The organism is Rhodococcus sp. MALMAid1271, assembly GCF_049195265.1.
GTDB lineage: Bacteria > Actinomycetota > Actinomycetes > Mycobacteriales > Mycobacteriaceae > Rhodococcoides.
Genome location: NZ_JBMIRQ010000097.1, coordinates 272,778 through 293,677 on the forward strand (window position 1 = coordinate 272,778; position 20,900 = coordinate 293,677).

18 protein-coding genes are annotated in these 20,900 nt (G+C 65.2%); 8 read left to right on the top strand and 10 right to left on the bottom strand.

Translation table 11 applies throughout. From position 1 onward, the window contains the following. The first annotated feature begins 16 nt into the window (after positions 1–16). Both ACOQFP_RS15885 and ACOQFP_RS15890 read left to right on the top strand, forming a co-directional pair. Positions 17–1,546 (top strand): 1,4-alpha-glucan branching protein domain-containing protein, encoded by a 1,530-nt coding sequence (locus tag ACOQFP_RS15885; protein WP_421584870.1) that lies wholly within the window; start codon positions 17–19, stop codon positions 1,544–1,546. After that, positions 1,543–2,790 (top strand): glycosyltransferase family 4 protein, encoded by a 1,248-nt coding sequence (locus ACOQFP_RS15890; protein ID WP_421584845.1) that lies wholly within the window; start codon positions 1,543–1,545, stop codon positions 2,788–2,790. The genes ACOQFP_RS15885 and ACOQFP_RS15890 overlap by 4 nt, the downstream gene beginning before the upstream one ends. Before the next feature lie 24 nt (positions 2,791–2,814). Here ACOQFP_RS15890 and ACOQFP_RS15895 read toward each other — a convergent pair whose 3' ends face one another. Next, positions 2,815–3,576 carry an acyltransferase gene (locus ACOQFP_RS15895; RefSeq protein WP_421584846.1) on the bottom strand — a complete coding sequence of 254 codons (762 nt, stop codon included), beginning with the start codon at positions 3,574–3,576 and terminating at the stop codon, positions 2,815–2,817. Between the two features lie 144 nt (positions 3,577–3,720). Here ACOQFP_RS15895 and ACOQFP_RS15900 point away from each other — a divergent pair, with 144 nt between their 5' ends. Further along, positions 3,721–5,043 (top strand): PQQ-binding-like beta-propeller repeat protein, encoded by a 1,323-nt coding sequence (locus tag ACOQFP_RS15900; RefSeq protein WP_421584847.1) that lies wholly within the window; start codon positions 3,721–3,723, stop codon positions 5,041–5,043. Here ACOQFP_RS15900 and ACOQFP_RS15905 read toward each other — a convergent pair. Genes ACOQFP_RS15905 through ACOQFP_RS15925 form a run of 5 tightly spaced genes read right to left on the bottom strand, consistent with a single transcriptional unit; the run spans position 5,031 to position 9,858 of the window. Further along, positions 5,031–6,203 carry a THUMP-like domain-containing protein gene (locus ACOQFP_RS15905; RefSeq protein WP_421584848.1) on the bottom strand — a complete coding sequence of 391 codons (1,173 nt, stop codon included), beginning with the start codon at positions 6,201–6,203 and terminating at the stop codon, positions 5,031–5,033. The genes ACOQFP_RS15900 and ACOQFP_RS15905 overlap by 13 nt on opposite strands. A 40-nt stretch (positions 6,204–6,243) precedes the next feature. Then, positions 6,244–7,290 carry a class I SAM-dependent methyltransferase gene (locus ACOQFP_RS15910; protein ID WP_421584849.1) on the bottom strand — a complete coding sequence of 349 codons (1,047 nt, stop codon included), beginning with the start codon at positions 7,288–7,290 and terminating at the stop codon, positions 6,244–6,246. A 57-nt stretch (positions 7,291–7,347) separates the two neighbouring features. Beyond that, positions 7,348–8,127: an enoyl-CoA hydratase/isomerase family protein gene (locus ACOQFP_RS15915; RefSeq protein ID WP_206489993.1), complete on the bottom strand. Its 780-nt coding sequence runs from the start codon at positions 8,125–8,127 to the stop codon at positions 7,348–7,350. Positions 8,128–8,137: 10 nt separating this feature from the next. After that, entirely contained in the window at positions 8,138–8,968 is an 831-nt protein-coding gene (locus ACOQFP_RS15920) for an NUDIX hydrolase (protein WP_206489992.1), read from the bottom strand. A gap of 47 nt (positions 8,969–9,015) precedes the next feature. After that, on the bottom strand, positions 9,016–9,858 hold the full coding sequence (locus tag ACOQFP_RS15925) for an ABC transporter ATP-binding protein (RefSeq protein ID WP_421584850.1): 843 nt from the start codon (positions 9,856–9,858) through the stop codon (positions 9,016–9,018). A gap of 31 nt (positions 9,859–9,889) precedes the next feature. Between ACOQFP_RS15925 and glgX the strand changes: the two genes are divergently transcribed. Beyond that, a complete protein-coding gene (gene glgX / locus ACOQFP_RS15930) occupies positions 9,890–12,055 on the top strand; it encodes a glycogen debranching protein GlgX (protein ID WP_421584851.1) in 2,166 nt (721 codons plus the stop codon). Positions 12,056–12,726: 671 nt separating this feature from the next. On the opposite strand, the gene ACOQFP_RS15935 is transcribed toward glgX, so the two are convergent. The 3 genes from ACOQFP_RS15935 to ctaD form a co-directional block, all read right to left on the bottom strand. Further along, positions 12,727–13,536 carry an aminoacyl-tRNA hydrolase gene (locus tag ACOQFP_RS15935; protein WP_421584852.1) on the bottom strand — a complete coding sequence of 270 codons (810 nt, stop codon included), beginning with the start codon at positions 13,534–13,536 and terminating at the stop codon, positions 12,727–12,729. After that, a complete protein-coding gene (gene serB, locus ACOQFP_RS15940) occupies positions 13,533–14,759 on the bottom strand; it encodes a phosphoserine phosphatase SerB (RefSeq protein WP_206489988.1) in 1,227 nt (408 codons plus the stop codon). The genes ACOQFP_RS15935 and serB overlap by 4 nt, the downstream gene beginning before the upstream one ends. Positions 14,760–14,892: 133 nt before the next feature. Then, positions 14,893–16,683, bottom strand: coding sequence for a cytochrome c oxidase subunit I (gene ctaD / locus ACOQFP_RS15945; protein WP_421584853.1), 1,791 nt, complete (start codon positions 16,681–16,683; stop codon positions 14,893–14,895). A 301-nt stretch (positions 16,684–16,984) separates the two neighbouring features. Here ctaD and ACOQFP_RS15950 point away from each other — a divergent pair, with 301 nt between their 5' ends. From ACOQFP_RS15950 to ACOQFP_RS15965, 4 genes are all read left to right on the top strand, one after another. Then, entirely contained in the window at positions 16,985–18,070 is a 1,086-nt protein-coding gene (locus tag ACOQFP_RS15950) for an iron-siderophore ABC transporter substrate-binding protein (RefSeq protein ID WP_421584854.1), read from the top strand. Between the two features lie 35 nt (positions 18,071–18,105). Beyond that, positions 18,106–18,579, top strand: a complete 474-nt coding sequence (locus tag ACOQFP_RS15955) for an NUDIX hydrolase (RefSeq protein WP_421584855.1) — start codon at positions 18,106–18,108, stop codon at positions 18,577–18,579. A 95-nt stretch (positions 18,580–18,674) separates the two neighbouring features. Further along, entirely contained in the window at positions 18,675–19,592 is a 918-nt protein-coding gene (locus ACOQFP_RS15960) for an SPFH domain-containing protein (RefSeq protein ID WP_206489985.1), read from the top strand. Between the two features lie 3 nt (positions 19,593–19,595). Next, entirely contained in the window at positions 19,596–19,793 is a 198-nt protein-coding gene (locus ACOQFP_RS15965) for a hypothetical protein (RefSeq protein WP_421584856.1), read from the top strand. A gap of 24 nt (positions 19,794–19,817) precedes the next feature. Here the strand turns inward: ACOQFP_RS15965 and nrdF are convergent, their stop codons facing one another. Beyond that, complete coding sequence (gene nrdF / locus ACOQFP_RS15970) at positions 19,818–20,783, bottom strand: class 1b ribonucleoside-diphosphate reductase subunit beta (RefSeq protein ID WP_008717549.1); 966 nt, start codon at positions 20,781–20,783, stop codon at positions 19,818–19,820. Positions 20,784–20,900: the final 117 nt, after the last annotated feature.

Below are 20,900 nucleotides of genomic sequence, written 5' to 3' on the forward strand. Positions count from 1 at the left end.
TACCACCGTGCCGGGCATGTTCACGCTGGTGCTGCACTCGCACCTGCCGTGGTTGGCCAACCACGGGCGGTGGCCGGTCGGCGAGGAGTGGTTGTACCAGTCCTGGGCCGACTCCTACCTCCCGCTCGTCGCGACACTGGAACGACTGGCCGACGACGGCTACACCGATGTCCTGTCCCTGGGCGTCACTCCGGTTCTGGCCGCCCAACTCGACGATCCGCACTGCCTGTCGGGTATGCATCACTGGCTCGGGAACTGGCAGCTACGCGCGCACGAGGCAGCCGATCGCAGCCTGTCCGTTCGCGAACACCGACGCTCCGCCGCGGCCATCGAGCGGTTCGAGTCACGGTGGCGACACGGCGGATCCGCGGCACTTCGGGCGCTGCTCGACGCCGGGACGGTCGAGCTGTTGGGCGGGCCACTGGCGCACCCGTTCGCGCCGCTGCTCGATCCCCGATTGCGCGAATTCTCGCTTCGAGAAGGTCTACGGGACGCCCAGGCGCGATGGGGCACAGCGCCGTCGGGCATCTGGGCACCGGAGTGTGCCTTCACTCCCGGCATGGAAACCGAATACGCGTCGGCAGGGGTCTCGCACTTCATGGTCGACGGCCCAGCACTGCGCGGTGACACCTCCCTCGGCAGGCCGGTGTGGAATTCGGATGTGCTCGCGTTCGGTCGCGATCTACCGGTCAGCTATCGGGTGTGGTCACCGAAGTCGGGGTACCCGGGCCACGGCGCCTACCGGGACTTCCACACCTACGATCACGACACCGGCCTCAAACCCTCCCGCGTCACCGGCCGCACCGTCGCCTCGAACGACAAAGCCCCCTACGATCCCGCGCGCGCCTCCGCGACGGTCGACCGTCATGTCGCAGATTTCGTCGACGTCGTTCGTCGCAGGCTCGTCTCGGAATCCGAGCGAATAGGACGCGATGCGCTCGTGGTCGCGGCGTTCGACACCGAGCTGTTCGGACACTGGTGGCACGAGGGCCCGCAGTGGCTCGACAAGCTCATGCGGGCACTTCCCGCCGCCGGTATCACCGTCGGAACGCTGAACGATGCCCGCACGCGAGGCTATGTCGGAACCCCGATCGAGCTGGCGGACTCGTCCTGGGGATCAGGCAAGGACTGGCGGGTGTGGGCAGGCGAGGACGTCGCCGACTTGGTGGCGTTGAACTCCGAGGTCACTCGCACCGCCCTCGACGCGGTCGAGCGCGCCCGCCGCGGGCACCGGCGCAGCGATGGCCCGGAACTGCGCAATCGGGTCAACGATCAGATACTGCGTGAGACACTGATGGCCGTGGCCAGCGACTGGGCGTTCATGGTCAGCAAGGACTCCGCGGCCGGCTACGCGCGGGAGCGCGCGCACGTTCACGCGCACGCGCTGCGCGAGATCGCGGGTGCAGCCGCACACGGGGCGAGTGCACGGGCAAGCGAGCTGGCAACGCAGTGGAACCGTGCGGACGGACTGTTTCCCGCGTTGGACGCGCGCCGACTGCGCGGTCCGAGCAACGGTAGCGAGCGAGAAAATGCAGGGGGGACATGAAGATTCTGATGGTGTCGTGGGAGTACCCACCCGTCGTGGTCGGCGGCCTCGGTCGCCACGTTCACCATCTGGCCACCGAGCTGGTCCGCTGCGGACACGAGGTCGTCGTGCTCTCACGCCGCCCCACCGGCACGGACGCAGCCAGTCACCCGACGTCCCACGAGATCGCCGACGGGGTACTCGTCGTCGCCGTCGCGGAGGACCCGGCGCACTTCGTCTTCGGTGAGGACATGCTCGCCTGGACCCTCGCGATGGGCCATGCCATGGTGCGGGCCGGGGTCGCGCTGAGCAAGCCGGGCCTGGGTGAGGGCTGGCAGCCCGATGTGGTCCATGCTCACGACTGGCTGGTCGCGCACCCCGCCATCGCGCTTGCCGAGTTCTTCGACGTACCTCTGGTCTCGACCATCCACGCCACCGAGGCCGGACGCCACAGTGGTTGGATTTCCGGTCCGGTCAATCGCCAGGTGCACTCGATCGAGTGGTGGCTGGCCAACGATTCCGACGCGGTCATCACCTGTTCGGCCTCGATGAAGGACGAAGTCACCACCCTGTTCCAGATCTCCGAGTCGGCGGTCTCGGTGATTCGTAACGGAATCGACGGATCCGCGTGGAGCTTTCGCCTGCGCGAGCCTCGATCGGAGCCTGCGAAGTTGCTCTACGTCGGCCGACTCGAGTACGAGAAGGGGATCCAGGACGCCATCGCGGCACTACCGCGTATCCGACGGAGTCACCCGGGCACCACCTTGCACATCGCCGGCGAGGGCACCCAGTACGCCTGGTTGGCGGGATTGGCGCGCACCCATCGAGTGGCCCGCGCGGTCTCGTTCCTCGGCAATCTGAACCACACCGAACTCCTCGGCTGGCTGCACGGTGCCGACGCCATCGTCCTTCCCAGCCGGTACGAGCCCTTCGGCATCATCGCGCTCGAGGCGGCGGCAGCCGGCACGCCGCTGGTCGCCTCCACCGCAGGCGGTTTGGGAGAAGCGATCGTCGACGGGGTCACCGGCCTGTCCTTCGAGCCTGCCGATGTCGCCGGCCTGGCGGCGGCGGTGCGGCGAGTCCTCGACAATGCCGACGCTGCGCAGGAGCGGGCGGTTGCAGCTCGGCAACGCCTCACCGTGGACTTCGACTGGAGACACGTCGCCGAGTCGACGGTGCAGGTCTATCTGGGGGCCAAACGTAAGGTTCGGCATCCGCTGGCGCGTCCGCACATCGCCGAGCGCGCCCTGCCTGGGCGTACCTGATCCGCCCGGAACTCCGTCGACCGCTCAGCTCTCCCGCGCGGCCTCGGCCTGACCCAGTGCCTTCTTGCGGGCGATGTCCTCGAGCGCGGCGATGTATTTCGCGCGATCGGCGGCACCGGCCTCCCAGGCGTCCTTCCGGTTGCGGACGACCTTGGCCGGGGCACCGACGGCGATGCTGTAATCGGGGATCTCACCCTTGACCACCGCATGGGCACCGAGCACACAGCCACGCCCGATCCGAGTCTCGCGCAGGATGGTCACTTTGGCAGCAATCCAGGTGTCCGGCCCTATCCGCACCGGCCCTTTCACGATTCCCTGATCCTTGATGGGCATGTTCACATCGTCCATCCGATGATCGAAATCGCAGATGTAGCACCAGTCGGCAACCAGAGTCGACGCGCCGATCTCGATATCGAGATAGGTGTTGACCACGTTGTCCTTGCCGAAGACGACCTTGTCTCCGATCCGCAGCGAACCCTCGTGACAGCGAATGGCGTTGCCGTCACCGATGTGGACCCAGCGGCCGATCTCGAGGCGCGAGAGTTCGGGGGTGGAGTGAATCTCGACGTTCTTGCCGAGAAACACCATGCCTTTGAGGATCACGTGCGGATTGGCCAACTTGAACTTGGCCAACCGGTAGTACCGCACCAGGTACCAGGGCGTGTATGCCTTGTTCGCGAGCACCCAATCGAGGGAAGCACGCGTGAGAAACCGCGCCTGCTCGATATCGCGGCGTCTCGACCCGCGCCACCGGGTCCGCAGCGGTGCGTTCCACATACTCGTCATGGACGTTCACCCTAGTTTCCCGTTCGCCCGCCCTCTGCCGGCGCCCACCGGGGAGCTAGGGTTGCCTGTCGACTCTCGTCGACACAGACGAACAGGACGCCCCGGCACCGCGTCGGGCACTCGAGAACCGATGGGGAGCAATCCATGCGCGGCGTCAGTGCCACCACCAGCACCGGCATGAAGGGCACTGCGGTCGCAGCTGCCCTTGTGCTGGTGACTCTGAGCGGCTGCAGTTCCGACACGACCGCCATCGACCCGCTCTCTCCCGATTCCTGGCCCGCCGCCCATGCCAACGCCCGCAACAGTGGTTCGAGTGCCGTATCGGTCGACACTCCCCTGACCTTGGACTGGACCCGGCCCACCGGCGGCACGGTGTCGTCCCCGGTCTCCATCGGCTCGACCGGCCAGATGTTCGTCACTGCAGCAACCGAATCCGGCTGCAACCTGTTCTCGTTCGAGATCGATTCCGCCCGCAAGCGTTGGTGCAACCGCGTCGGCCCCTCGGCGGTGACCGCAACGCCCACCGTCGACTCGGCCATCAACGTCTACATCGGCGACGACGGCGGCATGAATTCGTACAACGATCACGGGCAACTTCGTTGGCGTACACCGGTGTACGGCGTCCCCAAATCGGCCCAGTTCCTCGGGGACGGGAGCGTGGTCTCGGTCACCCAGATGGGTCAGGTCAGCGTCCTGGACTCGCAGACCGGGCACCTTCGAGTGCCGATCCTCGATCTCGTTCCCACGCCCAACTTCCTCGCCGATCCGAACACCGATTTTCTGCCGGTCGACACCGGCCTGGCCCAATGCAGCTCGGGTGGATCCGAATGCCCTGTTCCTGCGGCCCCTGCCGTCGACACCGCGACCGGAACGATGTATCTGACGCTGTGGCGTCCGGGTTCCATTGCGCCTCAACTCGTCTCGGTCACCTACAACCGCGACGGCTCGCCCGGACTGGCCGAGAGCTGGTCCTCGGATCTCCTGCCCGCGGGAGTTGCGTCGTCTCCGGTGCTGTCGGCGGACGGTTCGACGGTCTATCTCGCGGACGTGGACGGGCGGTTGACCGCCTTCGATACGACCGACGGGCACCAGAAGTGGACGGAGGGCACCGGACTCGGCATCGGGGCCTCCCCCTCGATCGCCTCGGACGGCACGATCGTCCCCGCAGGCGGCGACGGCACCCTGATCGGATTACGTGACAACGGTGATTCCGCCGAGCGCGTGTGGGTACGAGAGGACATCGTGCAAGCAGGAACGGCGGCGCAATCCGCCGACGGACACGGCCATACCGTCGTCCGAGACGGCGAAGGCCTGGCCCTGCTCACCTTCGACGCGGCGACCGGCGAAACGGTGGACTCGCAACCTGTCCCCGATGACGTCGGTTCCACGGTAGGAACCTCCGTCGGGCCCGGCGGCCAGATCGTCACCGCCGGCTACCTGGGTGAGATCTTCACCTACACCGGCTGACCGACGGCACCGGGCTCGCACACGAAGGCCACGGCAGAACGATCGAGCCGGGTGATCACGACCGACAACGCCACGGCCCCTCGAAGCCTCAGCCGCGGTCGAAGCAATGCCGGATCCACGTCGACCCCGCGAACGAGAATCTCGACCGAGCCGCAGTCCAGCCTGCTCAGTTGCTGACGCAACACCTTCTCGGAGAACTTCGACTGCTCCAGAATCCGGAACCCGCGCACCCCCGGCGGGACGGTATCGCCGGTCAGATACGCGATGCGTGGATCGAGTTGCCACAGACCGAATCTGGCCCCGTAATGCCGCACCAAACCGGCCCGCACCACTGCGCCGTCGGGATCGACGATGTAGTCCCCCGGCGGCCGAACCGGGATCTCGTCGGATTCGGCATCGGTGATGTCGAGCGCACTACCGTCGGATCGAAGAACCGCCGCACGACGGCCGATACCGGGCTCGCTCAGCCCTTCCGACCATAGGCACGCTTCGCGTACTCCGCCGTCGAGCGAGACGACCTCGATCTCACCCGCCCAGTCGAGGGCATCGAAGTCGAGTCCGGGGGCGCACTTGACCACCAGATCGCGCCCTCGATAAGCGTCGAACAGATCCGGCAACGGAGGTTGCAGCGCGGCCGGGTCGTGCCGTCGCCGGCCACCGACTCGACGGCCGGGATCTGCCACGACGACGGTCCCGCGGGTTGTCGGGGTCAACGCGTCGGCACGCAGTACTGCGGCATCAGGGACGTTGTGTGCGGCCATGCGAAGGCGGATCGGATCGAGATCGCTTCCCAACGCCAGCTCGGCCGATCCGACCAACACCGCGAGTTCACTGCCGATCGAACAGGTGACGTCGTGCACCCGCCGTCCGGCCAGCCGGACAGCCCGCCTGCGCGCCACGATCGTCGGCGTTGCCTGTTGGACGGCCTCGTCGGTCACCAACCAGTGATCGGCATCGACCAACTTCGCACGCGCCCTGCGGCGAACGGTGACGGTTTCGATCAAGGCACCGAATTGGTCAGGAAAACGAGCCCGCACCGACGCGACATCTCGCACCGATGTACGCGCGGTCAGCTCGAGTCGATCCACGGCATCGAGAGCGCCTGCACCGGCCTCGCTTCGCAGGAAGTCGAGGTCGGTGCCGGTGAACTCGTAGCCCACTACCGAACTCGCAGTCGGCCGGCGACGAGGTCGGGGCCGATCAAGCGCGAGGCGCAGGCTTGGTGCCGGTGATCATCACGTTGTAGAACAGTCCGCGCGGAACCACGTGCTGCAGCACGTTCTCGTCGACCCAACTCAATGTCTTCCAGCCACCGAAGGCGAACTTGGCCCAGTTCCAGCCCAGCTTGCCTGCGGGAACAGCGGCTTCGAATGTCCGCACCGGCCAGCCGAGCAGTGCGGCGGCAAACTCCTCGGTGTTGGCCTGTACCTGCTCGGCTCCGGCCGCCAGCGCGATGTTCTCGAGATCGGTCGGGTCGAACGTGTGCAGGTCGACGACGGCCTCGAGTGCTGCTGCCCGCGAGGACTCGTCGAGCTCCTCCTGCGGCTTGCGCCAGTCCGCGAGGAACGGCAACTTGGTGACGCGAGTGGTCGCTTCCCAGGTGATGCGGCCGAGCCAGCGAGCGTAGAAGTTGCCCACCGTGGTCGGTTCACCCGCGAAGACGAACCTGCCGCCGGGTTTGAGCACACGCAGTACCTCACGCAGGGACTGTTCGACGTCCGGGATGTGATGCAGCACAGCGTGCCCGACGACGAGGTCGAAGGTGTCGTCCTCGTACGGAATGGTCTCCGCATCGGCGACGCGGCCGTCGACGTCGAGTCCGAGGTGTTCGGCATTGCGCAGGGCGACCTTCACCATTCCGGGAGAGAGATCGGTGACCGAGCCCTTCTCGGCGATGCCTGCCTGCATCAGATTGAGCAGAAAGAAACCCGTTCCGCAGCCCAGCTCGAGTGCGCGCCCGTACGGCAGAGCCGACTGGGCCGACGGGTCGCCGGAGACGGCCTGATCGAATCTTCCGCGGGCGTAATCGATGCAGCGCTCGTCGTAGGAGATCGACCACTTGTCGTCGTAGGTCTCGGCTTCCCAATCGTGGTAGAGCACCTGCGCCAGTTTGGTGTCCGACCGTGCGGCTTCGACCTGCTCGGCAGTGGCGTGCGGGTTCGGGGCCGGATCGACAGTCCGATCCTCCGCCTCGACCGACACACTCGAGATCGATCTATTCACACCGTCGTGGGGGCTTGCAGTCATCAGGCGAGCCTACTATCCGGTAGCTGGAGAACAACTCTTCTCGGCCATCGACGATGTTCACCTACCGGTGAACCTCGCTTTACCCGGCCCGTCGGCCACGAACGACGTCATTCCGATCGTGCGATCCTCGGTGGCGAACAGGGCCGCGAACTGCTGAGCTTCGATGCGAAGACCGTTGGTGAGGTCGACATCGAGCCCTTGGTCGATCGACGCCTTCGCTGCAGCGAGCGCTCGCGATGCACCGGTGGTGAACTGGGCCGCCCATGCCCGCGCCGCGTTGTACACCTCGTCGGGAGCGACCACCTCGTCCACCAAGCCGATGCGCAGCGCCTCCTCCGCGCCGACGAACCGCCCGGTGAAGACCATGTCCTTCGCACGACTCGGCCCGATCAGCCGAGCCAGTCGTTGAGTTCCGCCGCCGCCGGGGATCACCCCGAGCAGCACTTCCGGGACTCCGAACTTGGCGTTGTCGCCGGCAATTCGACGATCGGCCCCGAGCGCGACCTCGAGCCCGCCGCCCAGTGCGTATCCGGTCACTGCGGCCACGACAGGCTTGGGGATGGTGCTCAGCGAGCCGAGTGCGGACTGCAGGTCGCCCGCGATCTCCGCCATCTCTGCCGCAGACAAGTTCGCCATCTCCTTGATGTCGGCACCGGCCGCGAACACTTTCTCGCCGCCGTAGACGACGACCGCCTTGATCTCGGCATCGACCGTGGCCTGGCGCGCCGCAGCGCGAATCTCCTCCTGCATCTGACGATCGAGAGCATTCATCGGCGGACGATCCAAGCGGATGGTGCCGATACCGTCGGAAACCTCGAGATTCACGAACTCAGCCATGTGCGGAAGGCTACCGGGCCGACTCCGGACGATCCGACCAGGGATGTCGCACTCCCGCGTAGTAGGCATCGTCTCCGTCGAACAGCACCCGGACTGCGCCGTCCTCGCGGATCAACGTCGGCAGGACCGGCGCTATCCGACGTTCGTGATCGACGACCTCGGCGACAGTGGCGAAACGCGACAACTCGTCCAACTGACTCCACGTCGGCGGCAGCAGGATGGTGTGGCCGGCGCGCCAATCCGCCAGCGCGTCACCCGTCGAACGCCAGCTCACCGACGCAGCCTCGCTGGTGTCACCGTCCGCGATCTGGCCTTCCGGCAGGACCGCGACGAAGAACCGGGTGTCGTACCGACGCGCTTCGCCGACCGGCGTGATCCAGTGTGACCACGGCCGGAGCAGATCGGACCGCAGCACCAGATCGTGAGCGGTCAGAAACTCTGCGAACGAGAGTTCACGCCGCTCGAGCCTGCCCCGCTCCGCCGTGAAGGGAGCGGTGTCGGCAACGATCGAATCCGGGGTGGACCCGGCCAGTAGCACCCCGCACTCCTCGAACGTCTCTCGCGCCGCCGCACACACGAGAGCCTGCGCCTTGCCCTCGTCGGTTCCGAGGCGCTCGGCCCACCAGGACGGCGGCGGGCCGGCCCATCGGACGTCTGCTGCCGCGTCGGACGCGTCGACGCCGCCACCGGGAAAGACCGTCATACCGCCCGCGAACGCCATCCCACCGACGCGTTCGAGCAAGAACACCTCGACCTCGGTCCGTGATCGACTGTCGCGAATCAGAATGACCGTCGCCGCGTCGCGGGCAGGGACGTGATCGGCAGCACCGTTCGAGCTCATGTCGGCAACGTACCGCTGCACCGAGCAGCTCGATCCGGCGGCACGGGCTAGCGCCGATGCGCTCCGGCAGCGCGGGTACGGCGGGCGAAGAACCGGCCGTCGACGCGATCGAGCGAGATCGACTGGCTGAACGCCTCGGTCAGGTTCTCGGCCGTGACGACGTCGTCGACCAATCCCTGCGCCACCACGCCGCCTTCCTTGAGGAGCAGCGCGTGACTGAACCCCGGGGGAATTTCCTCCACGTGATGGGTGATGAGCACGGTGGCAGGCGCGTCCGGGTCGGCCGCGAGATCGGCCAATCGTGCTACCAGTTCCTCCCGACCACCCAGGTCGAGGCCTGCGGCGGGCTCGTCGAGCAACAGCAGTTCGGGGTCGGTCATCAGAGCGCGCGCGATGAGAACCCGTTTGCGTTCCCCCTCGGAGAGGGTTCCATAGGTGCGGGTGGCGAGATGTTCGGCACCGAGACTCTCGAGCATCTCCACCGCCCTCTCGGTGTCGACCGCATCGTATTTCTCTCGCCAGCGCCCGAGCACCGAATACCCGGCGGAGACCACCAGATCGGACACGAGTTCGTCGGCCGGAATGCGATGCGCCAGTGAGGACGAGGACAGGCCGATCCGCGGTCTCAGTTCGGAGACGTCGGATCTGCCCATCACCTCACCGAGAACGTGGGCTGTACCCGAGGTGGGATGGATTTCGGCCGCCGCGATGCGGAGCAACGACGTCTTTCCGGCACCGTTCGGTCCCAGGACGACCCATCGTTCGTCCAGTTCCACCTTCCACGTGACGGGTCCCACCAAGGCCACCCCGCCGCGGCGGACGACAACGTCGGTGAAATCTACGAGCAGGTCGGGATCCGGTTCAGACACGACGCCTATCTTCTCGCACATCCGCTGCGCATTCACGGCAGGATATGCACGCGTGTCGCGCAATGACGATCTACCTCCCAGCCCGCACCCGTCGGTCGACGGTGAATCCAGCCCCAATCCGCCTGGTTCGCCGTTCCCTCTGGGTGCCACGGCGATGCCAACTGGTACACAATTTGCAGTCCACGCGCCCGAGGCCGAGGGCGTCGAAGTGTGCCTGATCGACCCGCAGGGTGGCGAACGCCGGGTAGAGCTGGCCACCCGCACCTTTGGGGTTCGACACGCGTTCGTCCCCGGAGTCCGGCCCGGCGACCGGTACGGCTTCCGTGCGCACGGCACCTGGGATCCACACTCGGGGCGTCGGTTCAACGGCGCAAAACTTCTGCTCGATCCCTCCGCGCGACAAGTGACGGGAGGCTTCGGAGACCCGGCTGCCTCGTTGGCGTACGTCGACGATCCGTTCGGGGCACCGAGTTCTGTCGATTCGCTCGGCCACGTACCCGTCGCCGTGGTACGCGCACCGCTGACCGGCCCCGACCGACCTGCGCGGCCGGACGTCCCCTGGGACCGAACCGTCCTCTACGAGTTGCACGTGGGATCGTTCACCGCCCGCAATGACGCTGTGCCGGAGAATCTTCGCGGAACCTACCTCGGCCTGACCCAACCCGCGGTACTCGAACATCTCGCGCGCATCGGCATCACCTCGGTGGAGTTGCTGCCGGTGCAGACCACGTTCACCGAGCCCGGCGTGCGTGCGCGTGGGATGCGAAATCACTGGGGCTATTCGACGGGAGCGTATTTTGCGCCGGACCCGCGTTTCGCTGCCGTTCCCGGCGAGGAGGTCGAGGAGTTCGCCGCAATGGTCGACGCGTTGCACGCCGTGGGAATCGAGGTGATCCTCGACGTCGTCTACAACCACACGTGCGAATCCTCGGTGGACGGCCCCTCGATCAGCTGGCGGGGATTGGATGCGCCCGGCTACTACCTGCTCGACGGACGCGGATCGGACGTCGATCTGACCGGTTGCGGAAACACCCTCGATTCCGCCTCGCCCGCAGTGGTGCGCATGGTGTGCGACAGCCTGCGGTACTGGGTTCAGGAGATGGGTGTGGACGGGTTCCGATTCGATCTCGCCAGCACTCTCGGCCGGCCCGGGGGTTGGCGATTCGATACTCGCGCACCACTGTTGACGGCCATCGCCGTCGATCCCGTTCTGTCACAAGCCAAACTGATCGCCGAACCGTGGGACGCCACCGGAGCCGGCTACCAAGTCGGCAACTTCGGCGTTGCATTCTCGGAATGGAACGATCGCTATCGCGACACTATGCGCGGCTTCTGGGCAGGTCATCACGGCGTCCGTGACGTGGCATCGCGGCTGGCCGGTTCGGAAGATCTGTTCGCGGGCGGCGGTCGCCTGCCATGGGCATCGATCAACTTCATCACCGCGCACGACGGGTTCACCGCCCGAGACCTGGTGTCCTACCAGGACAAACACAACGAAGCCAACGGCGAACAGAACAGGGACGGAACCGACAACAACTCGTCCGTCAATCACGGCGTGGAGGGGCCGACGGAGGACCAGTCCGTGCTCGACGCACGCGGTCGCCATGTTCGTGCCCTGCTGGCCACACTCACACTGTCGACCGGAACGCCGATGCTGCTCGCCGGCGACGAATTGGGCCACACTCAGGCCGGCAACAACAACGCGTACTGCGTTCCTGAGGACACACCGGCCGCGGATGCGTGGGCCATCGACTGGGATGCCGCTGATCAGAACATGATTCGCTACGTCGGCCGATTGCTTCGTATCCGCGCGAGTGCACCGACCCTTCGGCAGCAGGAGTTCTTCACCGGCCGAGCAACGCCGACCGGTCGGCCCGATCTGGTGTGGTTCGATTCCGCCGGAACGGAATTCGACACCGCTCGCTGGAACGACGATTCGATACGGACCATCCAAGCCTGGGTCGACGGCTCCGACGTCCGGTCCTACGCTTCCGACGGCGGCCGCGTCGACGATGCGAGTTCTTTGCTGATTCTGCACTCGGGTGGACCCGCAGAGATCACTCTGGCGTGCCCGAGTTGGTCGACCTCGCGGTTCGTCCCAGTGCTCGATTCCGCCAATCTCGACGGGGTTCCCTCCGATACCGTTGCGCTGGATGCCGGTTCGACGATATCGGTGACCGGATCCACGGTGCTGGTGTACCGCAGCGCAGGCAGGTGAGTCATGAACAGCTGTATCAGGGGACCGACCCCGAGCGCGTAGAGCACAGTTCCCAATCCGAGCGTGCCGCCGAGCAACCAACCGGTGAGCACTACGGTCGATTCGATCCCGGTGCGGGTCAACCGAATCGACCACCCGGTCCTGTGCACGAGGCCGGTCATCAATCCGTCTCGGGGCCCCGGCCCCATTCCGGCACCGATGTAGAGCGCGGTGGCGAATGCGTTGATCACGATCCCCGACACCATCGCCAGTGCTCGAATCACGATCCCGTCGAGATTCGGCAACATCGCGGTGGTCGCATCCACGGCGAGCGCGATCACCACGACGTTGCTCACGGTTCCCAGGCCCGGGCGTTGGCGCAGCGGTATCCACATCAGGAGCACCACCACTCCGGTGATCGCGGTGATGGTTCCGAAACTGAGCGGGAGATGGCTTTCGAGACCCTGGTGGAAAACATCCCACGGATTGACGCCGAGGCCGCCGGCGATCATCAACGACATCGACGCCCCGTACAGCCACAGACCCACGTAGAGGGCAATCAGTCGAGAGGGCAGCCGCCTACCGACGACCGAGCGAAACGGTGAGATGAACATGGGTTCAGTCTCCGCACTACTGGATACCATCTGCATAGCCACTTACACGACAGTGGACCCCTGATTGGGATAGCTCCGCTATCGGGGAACCGCGATCACCGTCGTCGAACCCGGTGCCACTTCGGTGAAGCCGGCATCTCGCACGGCAACGGCCTCGCCGCGCCGCACTTCATCCATCGCACGCGCCCACTGACCGGAGTCGGCCGAGCGGACCGAGCACCGATAACCTGCCGCGGCCCATTGTCGACACTGGTCCACGCTCATCGCCCCGGCGAGCAACATCGAGGCGTGTCCCACTTGAGCCGCGGCCTTACCCACCGTCATGGACAATGAGGCATCCACCCACAAGACCGGACCCTCCGAGGGCGAGGGCTCGTCCTCGGCCGGTACGTCCGTGCCACCGATCTGCAGGCGCTTGATCCGCGGATCCAGATCCCCGACTCGGCCGGGCACGAATGCCCGTGCCGACGCACCACCGATGTCGACAGTGACGCCCGGGACATCCTGTGACGCGGCCCACTGCGCGCCGCGCGCCCGCCGAGCGACTTTACGAATCCGCGCCGATGTCCAGTCGGTGAAGGCCTCGTGCCACGAAGCACCCACTCCCACACGCGGATCGAGGCACAGCATGACCGTGGCCGTTGCCGCTGCCTCGAGCAACTCGAAGCGCAACGGCGGATCGGCCTTGGGAATGTGCAACACCAGCGGCATGGCCAGTACGTCCGCCGAATCGGCTGGATCCTCTGCCCCTCCGTACCCACGAGCGAGCGCGCCATGACGCGAGGCGAACGTGTTGTCCGAGGAGGATTGCTCCTCGTCACTCCGGTCGGCCACGTCGATGTCCACCTCCGCGAACTCGGGACCTCCGGCCACGGACTCGCCCGTCACAGGATCGGGATGCGGCGGACTCCCCCGTCGACTGCGTCCGCGGCTTCGATTTCGTTGCGGGTGACACCGAGTATGAACAGCACAGCGTCCAGGTACGGATGCGAAATGGCGGTATCCGCAATCTCTCGCAACGCCGGCTTGGCATTGAATGCAACACCCAGACCTGCCGCGGTCAGCATGTCGATATCGTTGGCACCGTCGCCGACTGCGACGGTCTGGTCCATCGGCACGCCGGCTTGGGCCGCGAACTCCCGTAGCGCCGTCGCCTTCGCCGCGCGATCGACGATTTCTCCGGTGACCCGCCCGGTGAGCTTTCCGTCGATGATTTCGAGCGTGTTCGCTTTGACGTAGTCCAGTTCGAGTTCGTGCGCGAGCCCTTCGATGACCTGACGAAAACCTCCGGATACGACGCCGCAGGCGAACCCGAGTCGTCGAAGGGTCCGGATGGTCGTGCGAGCGCCTGCCGTCAGCGCGAGACTCTCACCGACTTCGTCGATGACCGATTCGTCGAGACCTGCCAGCGCGGCCACCCGCTGTTCGAGCGATTCCGTGAAGTCGATCTCGCCGCGCATGGCCGCCTCGGTGACCGCGCGGACCTCGTCTTCGCGGCCGGCACGAGCCGCCAACATCTCGATGACCTCGCCTTGCACCAGCGTGGAGTCGACATCGAAGACGATGAGCCGCTTGGATCGACGCGCGATCCCGGCTCGTTCCACGGCGATGTCGACACCGATTCCCGCCGCGATCGCCGCGAGACCGGTGCGCAATTGCACGTCGGCATCGGGCGAGGTGTCGGTTGCCGTGACCTGCAGTTCGAGGCCGGTCACGGGGTAATCGGCAATTCCTCTGATGGAGTCGATATTGGCACCTTGACGGGCCAATTGGCGCGAGATGGCACTGAAGGCCCGTGCGGTGACAGGTCGGCCGAGAACCACGACGACGTGGGTGGCCAATATCTGTCCGCCGGCCCGCGAGGTTCCGATCTCCACGTCGACATGCACACCGACCGTGGCCATGGCGTCCTCGAGCTCTTCCTGCAGGGCTTCGGGATCTCGGGGACAGGTGAGCAGAACACCGAGGGTCAGTCGCCCTCGGATGACGACCTGCTCGACGTCGAGCAAGCTCACATCGTGCCGAGACAGCGCCGCGAACAGCACCGACGTGACACCCGGCTTGTCGGGTCCCGTCACCGTCACCAGCACTGCGGTGTCGCTCGAGCTCACCGGATCTCCCTCTTTCACGTGTGGCCGTCTACCGGCCGGATCTTGATCTTGCCCCGAACTGTGCTTGCCACGAGATTGTCCCAAGCGAAGAGCCCCACCCGGTAGCCGGGAGGGGCTCTCGCTGTGCTGTGAACTACTTGGGGTCGTGGTCGCCGGAGCCCTCGTGATCGCTGGTGGCGATCGGAGCCCGGCGGGCCTGTTCCATCACTGCGGTGGTACTACCGCCATGTGCTCCGGGGCCGACGTGCGCTTCCGCGCGCATCCGCTCGACCATGTGCGGATAGTGCAGCTCGAACGCCGGACGCTCGGACCGGATTCGCGGCAGCTCGGTGAAGTTGTGCCGCGGCGGCGGGCAGGACGTGGCCCATTCCAGGGAGTTTCCGTAGCCCCATGGATCGTCGACGGTGACGACCTCGCCGTATCGGTAGGACTTGAAGATGTTCCACACGAACGGCAGGGTCGACGCACCGAGGATGAATGCACCGATCGTGGAGATGATGTTCAGCGTGGTGAAGCCGTCCGAGGGGAGGTAGTCGGCGTAACGACGCGGCATTCCCTCGTTACCGAGCCAGTGCTGCACCAGGAACGTTGCGTGGAAGCCGAAGAACGTCAGCCAGAAGTGCCACTTGCCGAGCGCCTCGTCCATCATCCGGCCCGTCATCTTGGGGAACCAGAAGTAGATGCCTGCGTACGTTGCGAACACCACGGTGCCGAAGACGACGTAATGGAAGTGGGCGACGACGAAGTAGGTGTCGGTGACGTGGAAGTCGATCGGCGGCGAGGCCAGGAGCACACCGGTCAATCCGCCGAAGACGAACGTGATCAAGAAGCCGATGGAGAACAGCATCGGTGTTTCCAACGTCACCTGACCGCGCCACATGGTTCCGACCCAGTTGAAGATCTTCACACCGGTGGGCACGGCGATCAGGAACGTCATGAACGAGAAGAACGGCAGCAGCACCGCACCGGTGGCGTACATGTGGTGCGCCCACACCGCGATGGAGAGTGCTGCGATAGCGATCGTCGCGTAGATCAGACCGGAGTAGCCGAAGATCGGCTTACGGGAGAAGACCGGGAAGATCTCCGTGACGATGCCGAAGAACGGCAGCGCGATGATGTACACCTCGGGGTGACCGAAGAACCAGAACAGGTGCTGCCACAGCAGTACGCCACCGGTTGCCGGATCGAACAGATGCGCACCCAGGTGCCGGTCCGCGGCCAAGCCGAGCAGCGCCGCCGTCAGCAGCGGGAAGGCCAGCAGAATCAGGATCGATGTCACCAGGATGTTCCAGGTGAAGATCGGCATGCGGAACATCGTCATACCGGGGGCACGAAGGCAGATGACCGTGGTGATCATGTTGACGCCACCGAGGATGGTGCCGAGGCCGGCGACGGCCAGGCCCATGATCCACAGGTCGGCACCCACACCCGGCGAGTGCAGCGCCGAGGTCAGTGGTGTGTAGGCGGTCCATCCGAAGTCCGCCGCGCCACCGGGAGTGATGAACCCGGCCGTGGTGATCAACGCCCCGAACAGGTACAGCCAGTACGAGAACGCGTTCAACCGCGGGAACGCGACGTCGGGCGCACCGATCTGCAGCGGGAGGATGTAGTTCGCGAAGCCGAACACGATCGGTGTCGCGTACAGCAGCAGCATGATGGTGCCGTGCATGGTGAACAGCTGGTTGTACTGCTCGTTGGACAGGAACTGCAGGCCGGGTACGGCCAACTCGGCGCGCATCAACAGCGCCATCAGCCCGCCGACGAGGAAAAACGCGAACGATGTCGCGATGTACATGATCCCCAACACCTTGGGATCGGTGGTCGTTACCGCTTTGTGCAGAAACGACCCCTTCGGTCCCATCCGCGGCGGGAACGGCCGAGCAGCATCCACCGCGGAAGCGGGCCTGGGCGCTAGGGCAGTCACAGATCCTCCTGATTGCGCGTCGGACCCCGAACCACGAGGCGACGTCATCTAGTCGTGCGCTCCTCGAATCGTAGACCGTCGGACCGAGGCTTGCCGAACCGGTCCTACCGTGTGTCGTATTGGACTCGGACGCTGCCGCCCGAATCGAGTGATCTGCCTGCGCTGTCGGCATTTCCGTCCTCGTGGACAACCTCGCCGCAGCCGCTGATTTCGTGAGCTCGACGGTGCCCGTTCGAGTGTTTCACCGCCGTCGCCTTCCGATACTGTGTGAAACCACCCGACCGGCGAAGGAAGTCCCGCTGTGCCATTCCATCCGCGCCACCCCCGTTCGTGCGCACCGCGCAGAATCGGCGCTGTCGCCGCAGTGTGCGTTGCCGCAGCTGTGGCACTGGCAGGTTGTTCGGACTCCGAGTCCGGCGACGACGCATCGAGCATCATCCGCACCACGACCAACATCGCCGGTGCCGGAGTGGTCGGGAACAACCGAGACACCGTCGGGCTGTGCCCCGCCCTCGCCCCACTCGATCGGACCGGCGTCGAGGGAGACACCCGACCGGTAGGCCACGCCGAGGGAATCAGCGTCATCCCGGCCGACCCTCGACGCATCGTCGTACTCGACGCTGCAGGCCTGGACGCGAGCTGCGCGGTCGGAATCTGGGAACGCGTCGTCGGCGCGGCGACGCTCGATCCTTATTTCCGCGGCGACGGAGATCAACCGCTGTACTTGGGAACCGGTTTGGCGTCCGTGCCGTCGGTCGGTCCGGTCGGCGCACCGGATATCGATGCCATCGCCGCTCTCGATCCCGATCTGATCCTGGGATCGGATTCTCTCGGACCAGATACCTACGACTCCCTGAGCGCCATCGCACCGACCGTCTTCACCGCCACCGGACAGAACTGGAAGGACACCTTCCTGCAGTCGGCGGCGGCGCTGGGTAGAGGGCAGTCCGGATTCGACGCGCTCGCCTCGTTCTCCGCCGATGCCGAGCGAGTCGGTCGCGAGATCGACGCCACTCAGACCCAGGCGTCGGTCATCCGATTCGGCGCAGACTCCATCGAGGTGGACGGGCCGGACTCGTTCGCGGGTCAGGTTCTGGCAGAGGTGGGGGTCGCGAGACCGCAAAGTCAGCGCGGCCCGGACTTCTCGATCGATTCCGATGACCTCGCGTCGGCCGAGGGCGACATCGTCTACGTTCGGTTCTCCGGTCCGGACGGCGAGAGTTTCGGTCGCGAGGTGATGAACAGCGACGCCTGGCACGATCTCGGCTCGGTCACCGACGGGCGAGTGTTCGCGGTGAACGACACGGTGTGGTCTGGTAGCGGTGTCGTCGCAGCACGAGCCATCCTGGCCGATCTGTCCGCTTCCCTGAACGCGTACGTCTCCTGAACGCTTACGTCTCCTGAACGCGAGGTTCCGACGCCGTGCCCATCCCAGAATTCGTGCAAGCGCTGCGCAGCGTCGTCGGCACCTCTCCCCTGTGGCTCTCCGGCGTCAGTGCGGTCGTTCTCGATGACGACCGACGTGTACTGCTGACGCTGCGGGCGGACAACAACACCTGGGCCGTGGTCTCCGGAATCCTGGAGCCGGGCGAGGAACCCGCGCCCGCCGCGCTGCGAGAGATCGGCGAAGAGACCGGGATCGAGGCCACGATCGTTCGGCTGACGAGCGTCGATGTGACCGAGCCGATCACCTATCCCAATGGTGATGTCGCGCAGTATCTCGACATCACGTTCCTCGCCCGGTATGTCGCAGGCATCCCGCACGTCGCCGACGACGAGAATCTCGACGTGGCCTGGTTCGCACTCGACGCGCTGCCGGACAACCTCACCACGACCTCGAGATTGCGGATCGAGAAAGCCGTCGCCGACGATCCTGCGGCGTGGTTCCGCCGCTGATCTCACTCACCCACGCCGAGCTGACCGCTCCTCGGGCTCCCTCGATCGATAAAATGTGATATCACTTTAATATCATCATCGACTAGGAGGCCCCCATGTCCACACCCGTAACCGTCGCCGAGGAGCCGACGGGTACTCCAACGACCACCATCGCCGAACGCACCGGATGGGATCTGCCCGGCTGGTCGATGCTCGGCGTCGGCTTGGTGCTGTTTCTCGGCGGAATCGCCGCGTTCGCGCTCGGACTCGTGTTCTCGATCGTCGGACTCGTCGTCGGCGGAATCGTGCTGTTCGTGCTCTCGATTCCTGCACTCATGGGATTGACGCTGGTGCAACCGAACCAAGCTCGGGTTCTGCAACTGCTCGGAAGCTCGTACAGCGGTACCTTACGCACTCCGGGATTGCGCTGGACCAATCCGCTGACCTACCGCAGGGCCATCTCGACGCGAATTCGCAACCACGAGACCGGGCAATCAAAGGTCAACGACGCCGAGGGCAATCCGATCGAGATTTCGGCCATCGTCGTCTGGCAGGTCGCCGATACCGCTCTGGCCTCGTTTCAGGTCGATGACTACGAGGAGTTCGTGGCCGTACAGACCGAGTCGGCGGTCCGCCACATCGCAGGCAGCTATCCCTACGACGCCGAAGGACGGATGTCGTTGCGGGAGAACGCCGACGAGATCACCGCTGCCATGTCGCAGGAAGTGCACGCCCGGGTGCGCTCGGCAGGCGTCGAGGTCATCGAAACCCGAATCAACCGCCTCGCCTATGCCCCGGAAATTGCTCAGGCGATGCTACGACGCCAACAAGCGGGAGCGGTGATCGCGGCGCGTCAGCAGATTGTCGAAGGCGCTGTCGGAATGGTGGAGATGGCATTGTCGAAGCTCGAGGAAAAGCAGTTCGTCGAGCTCGACGAGGAACGCAAGGCCACCATGGTGTCGAATCTGCTGGTCGTGTTGTGCAGCGACAACGACACCCAGCCGGTCATCAATACCGGATCGCTGTACCAGTGAGCCATGGCCGCCGAGCGTAAGAAGATTCTGCTCCGGCTGGATCCGGCTGTACACGACGCCCTCGCTCGTTGGGCCTCGGACGAACTACGGAGCACCAACGCTCAGATCGAGTTCTTGTTGCGCCGGGCACTGAGCGAGCAGGGTCGAATGCCGAAAGAGGCGAAGGATATTCGCGCACCGGGACGTCCACCGAATTCGTGAGCGTCCCGGTGTGCCCGGGGGCCGTCAGAAATCCCAGTCCTCGTCCTCGGTGTTGACCGCCTTACCGATGACGTACGAGGAGCCCGAACCGGAGAAGAAGTCGTGGTTCTCGTCGGCGTTCGGCGACAGTGCCGACAGAATTGCCGGATTCACATCCGTTTCGTCCTTGGGGAACAGGCCCTCGTAGCCGAGGTTGTTGAGCGCCTTGTTGGCGTTGTACCGCAGGAACTTCTTGACGTCCTCGGTCAGCCCGATCTCGTCGTAGAGGTCCTGGGTGTACTCCACCTCGTTGTCGTACAACTCGAACAGCAACTCGAACGTGTAGTTCTTGAGCTCTTCGCGCTGCGCCTCGCTGACCTTCTCGAGGCCCTTCTGGTACTTGTAGCCGATGTAGTACCCGTGTACCGCCTCGTCGCGGATGATCAGGCGGATCAGGTCCGCAGTGTTGGTGAGCTTCGCGCGCGAAGACCAGTACATCGGCAGATAGAAGCCGGAGTAGAAAAGGAAGGACTCGAGCAGCGTGGACGCGACCTTGCGCTTGAGCGGATCGTCCCCGTGGTAGAAGTTCAGGACGATCTCGGCTTTGCGCTGGAGATTGACGTTCTCCTCGGACCAGCGGAACGCGTCGTCGATGTCGCGGGTGGAGCTGAGGGTGGAGAAGATGGAGCTGTAACTCTTGGCGTGCACCGACTCCATGAAGGCGATGTTGGTGTACACCGCTTCTTCGTGGGGCGTGATGGCGTCCGGAATGAGACTGACCGCGCCGACGGTGCCCTGGATCGTGTCCAGCAGCGTCAAGCCGGTGAACACCCGCATGGTGAGTTGCTTCTCGACGGCGGTCAACGTGGCCCAGGACGGAATGTCGTTGGACACCGGCACCTTCTCCGGCAACCAGAAATTACTGGTGAGCCGCTCCCAGACTTCGGAGTCCTTGTCGTCCTGGACCCGATTCCAGTTGATTGCGGAGACGCGATCGATGAGCTTCACCATGTGTCCTATCTACCGAAGAAATCTGCCGAATACTGGCCTGCCTGAACACTACCGCTTGTGTCCGACATCAATAGCCAACACAAGATCTGTGTCGTGCGCCTTTTGCGTACCTATAGG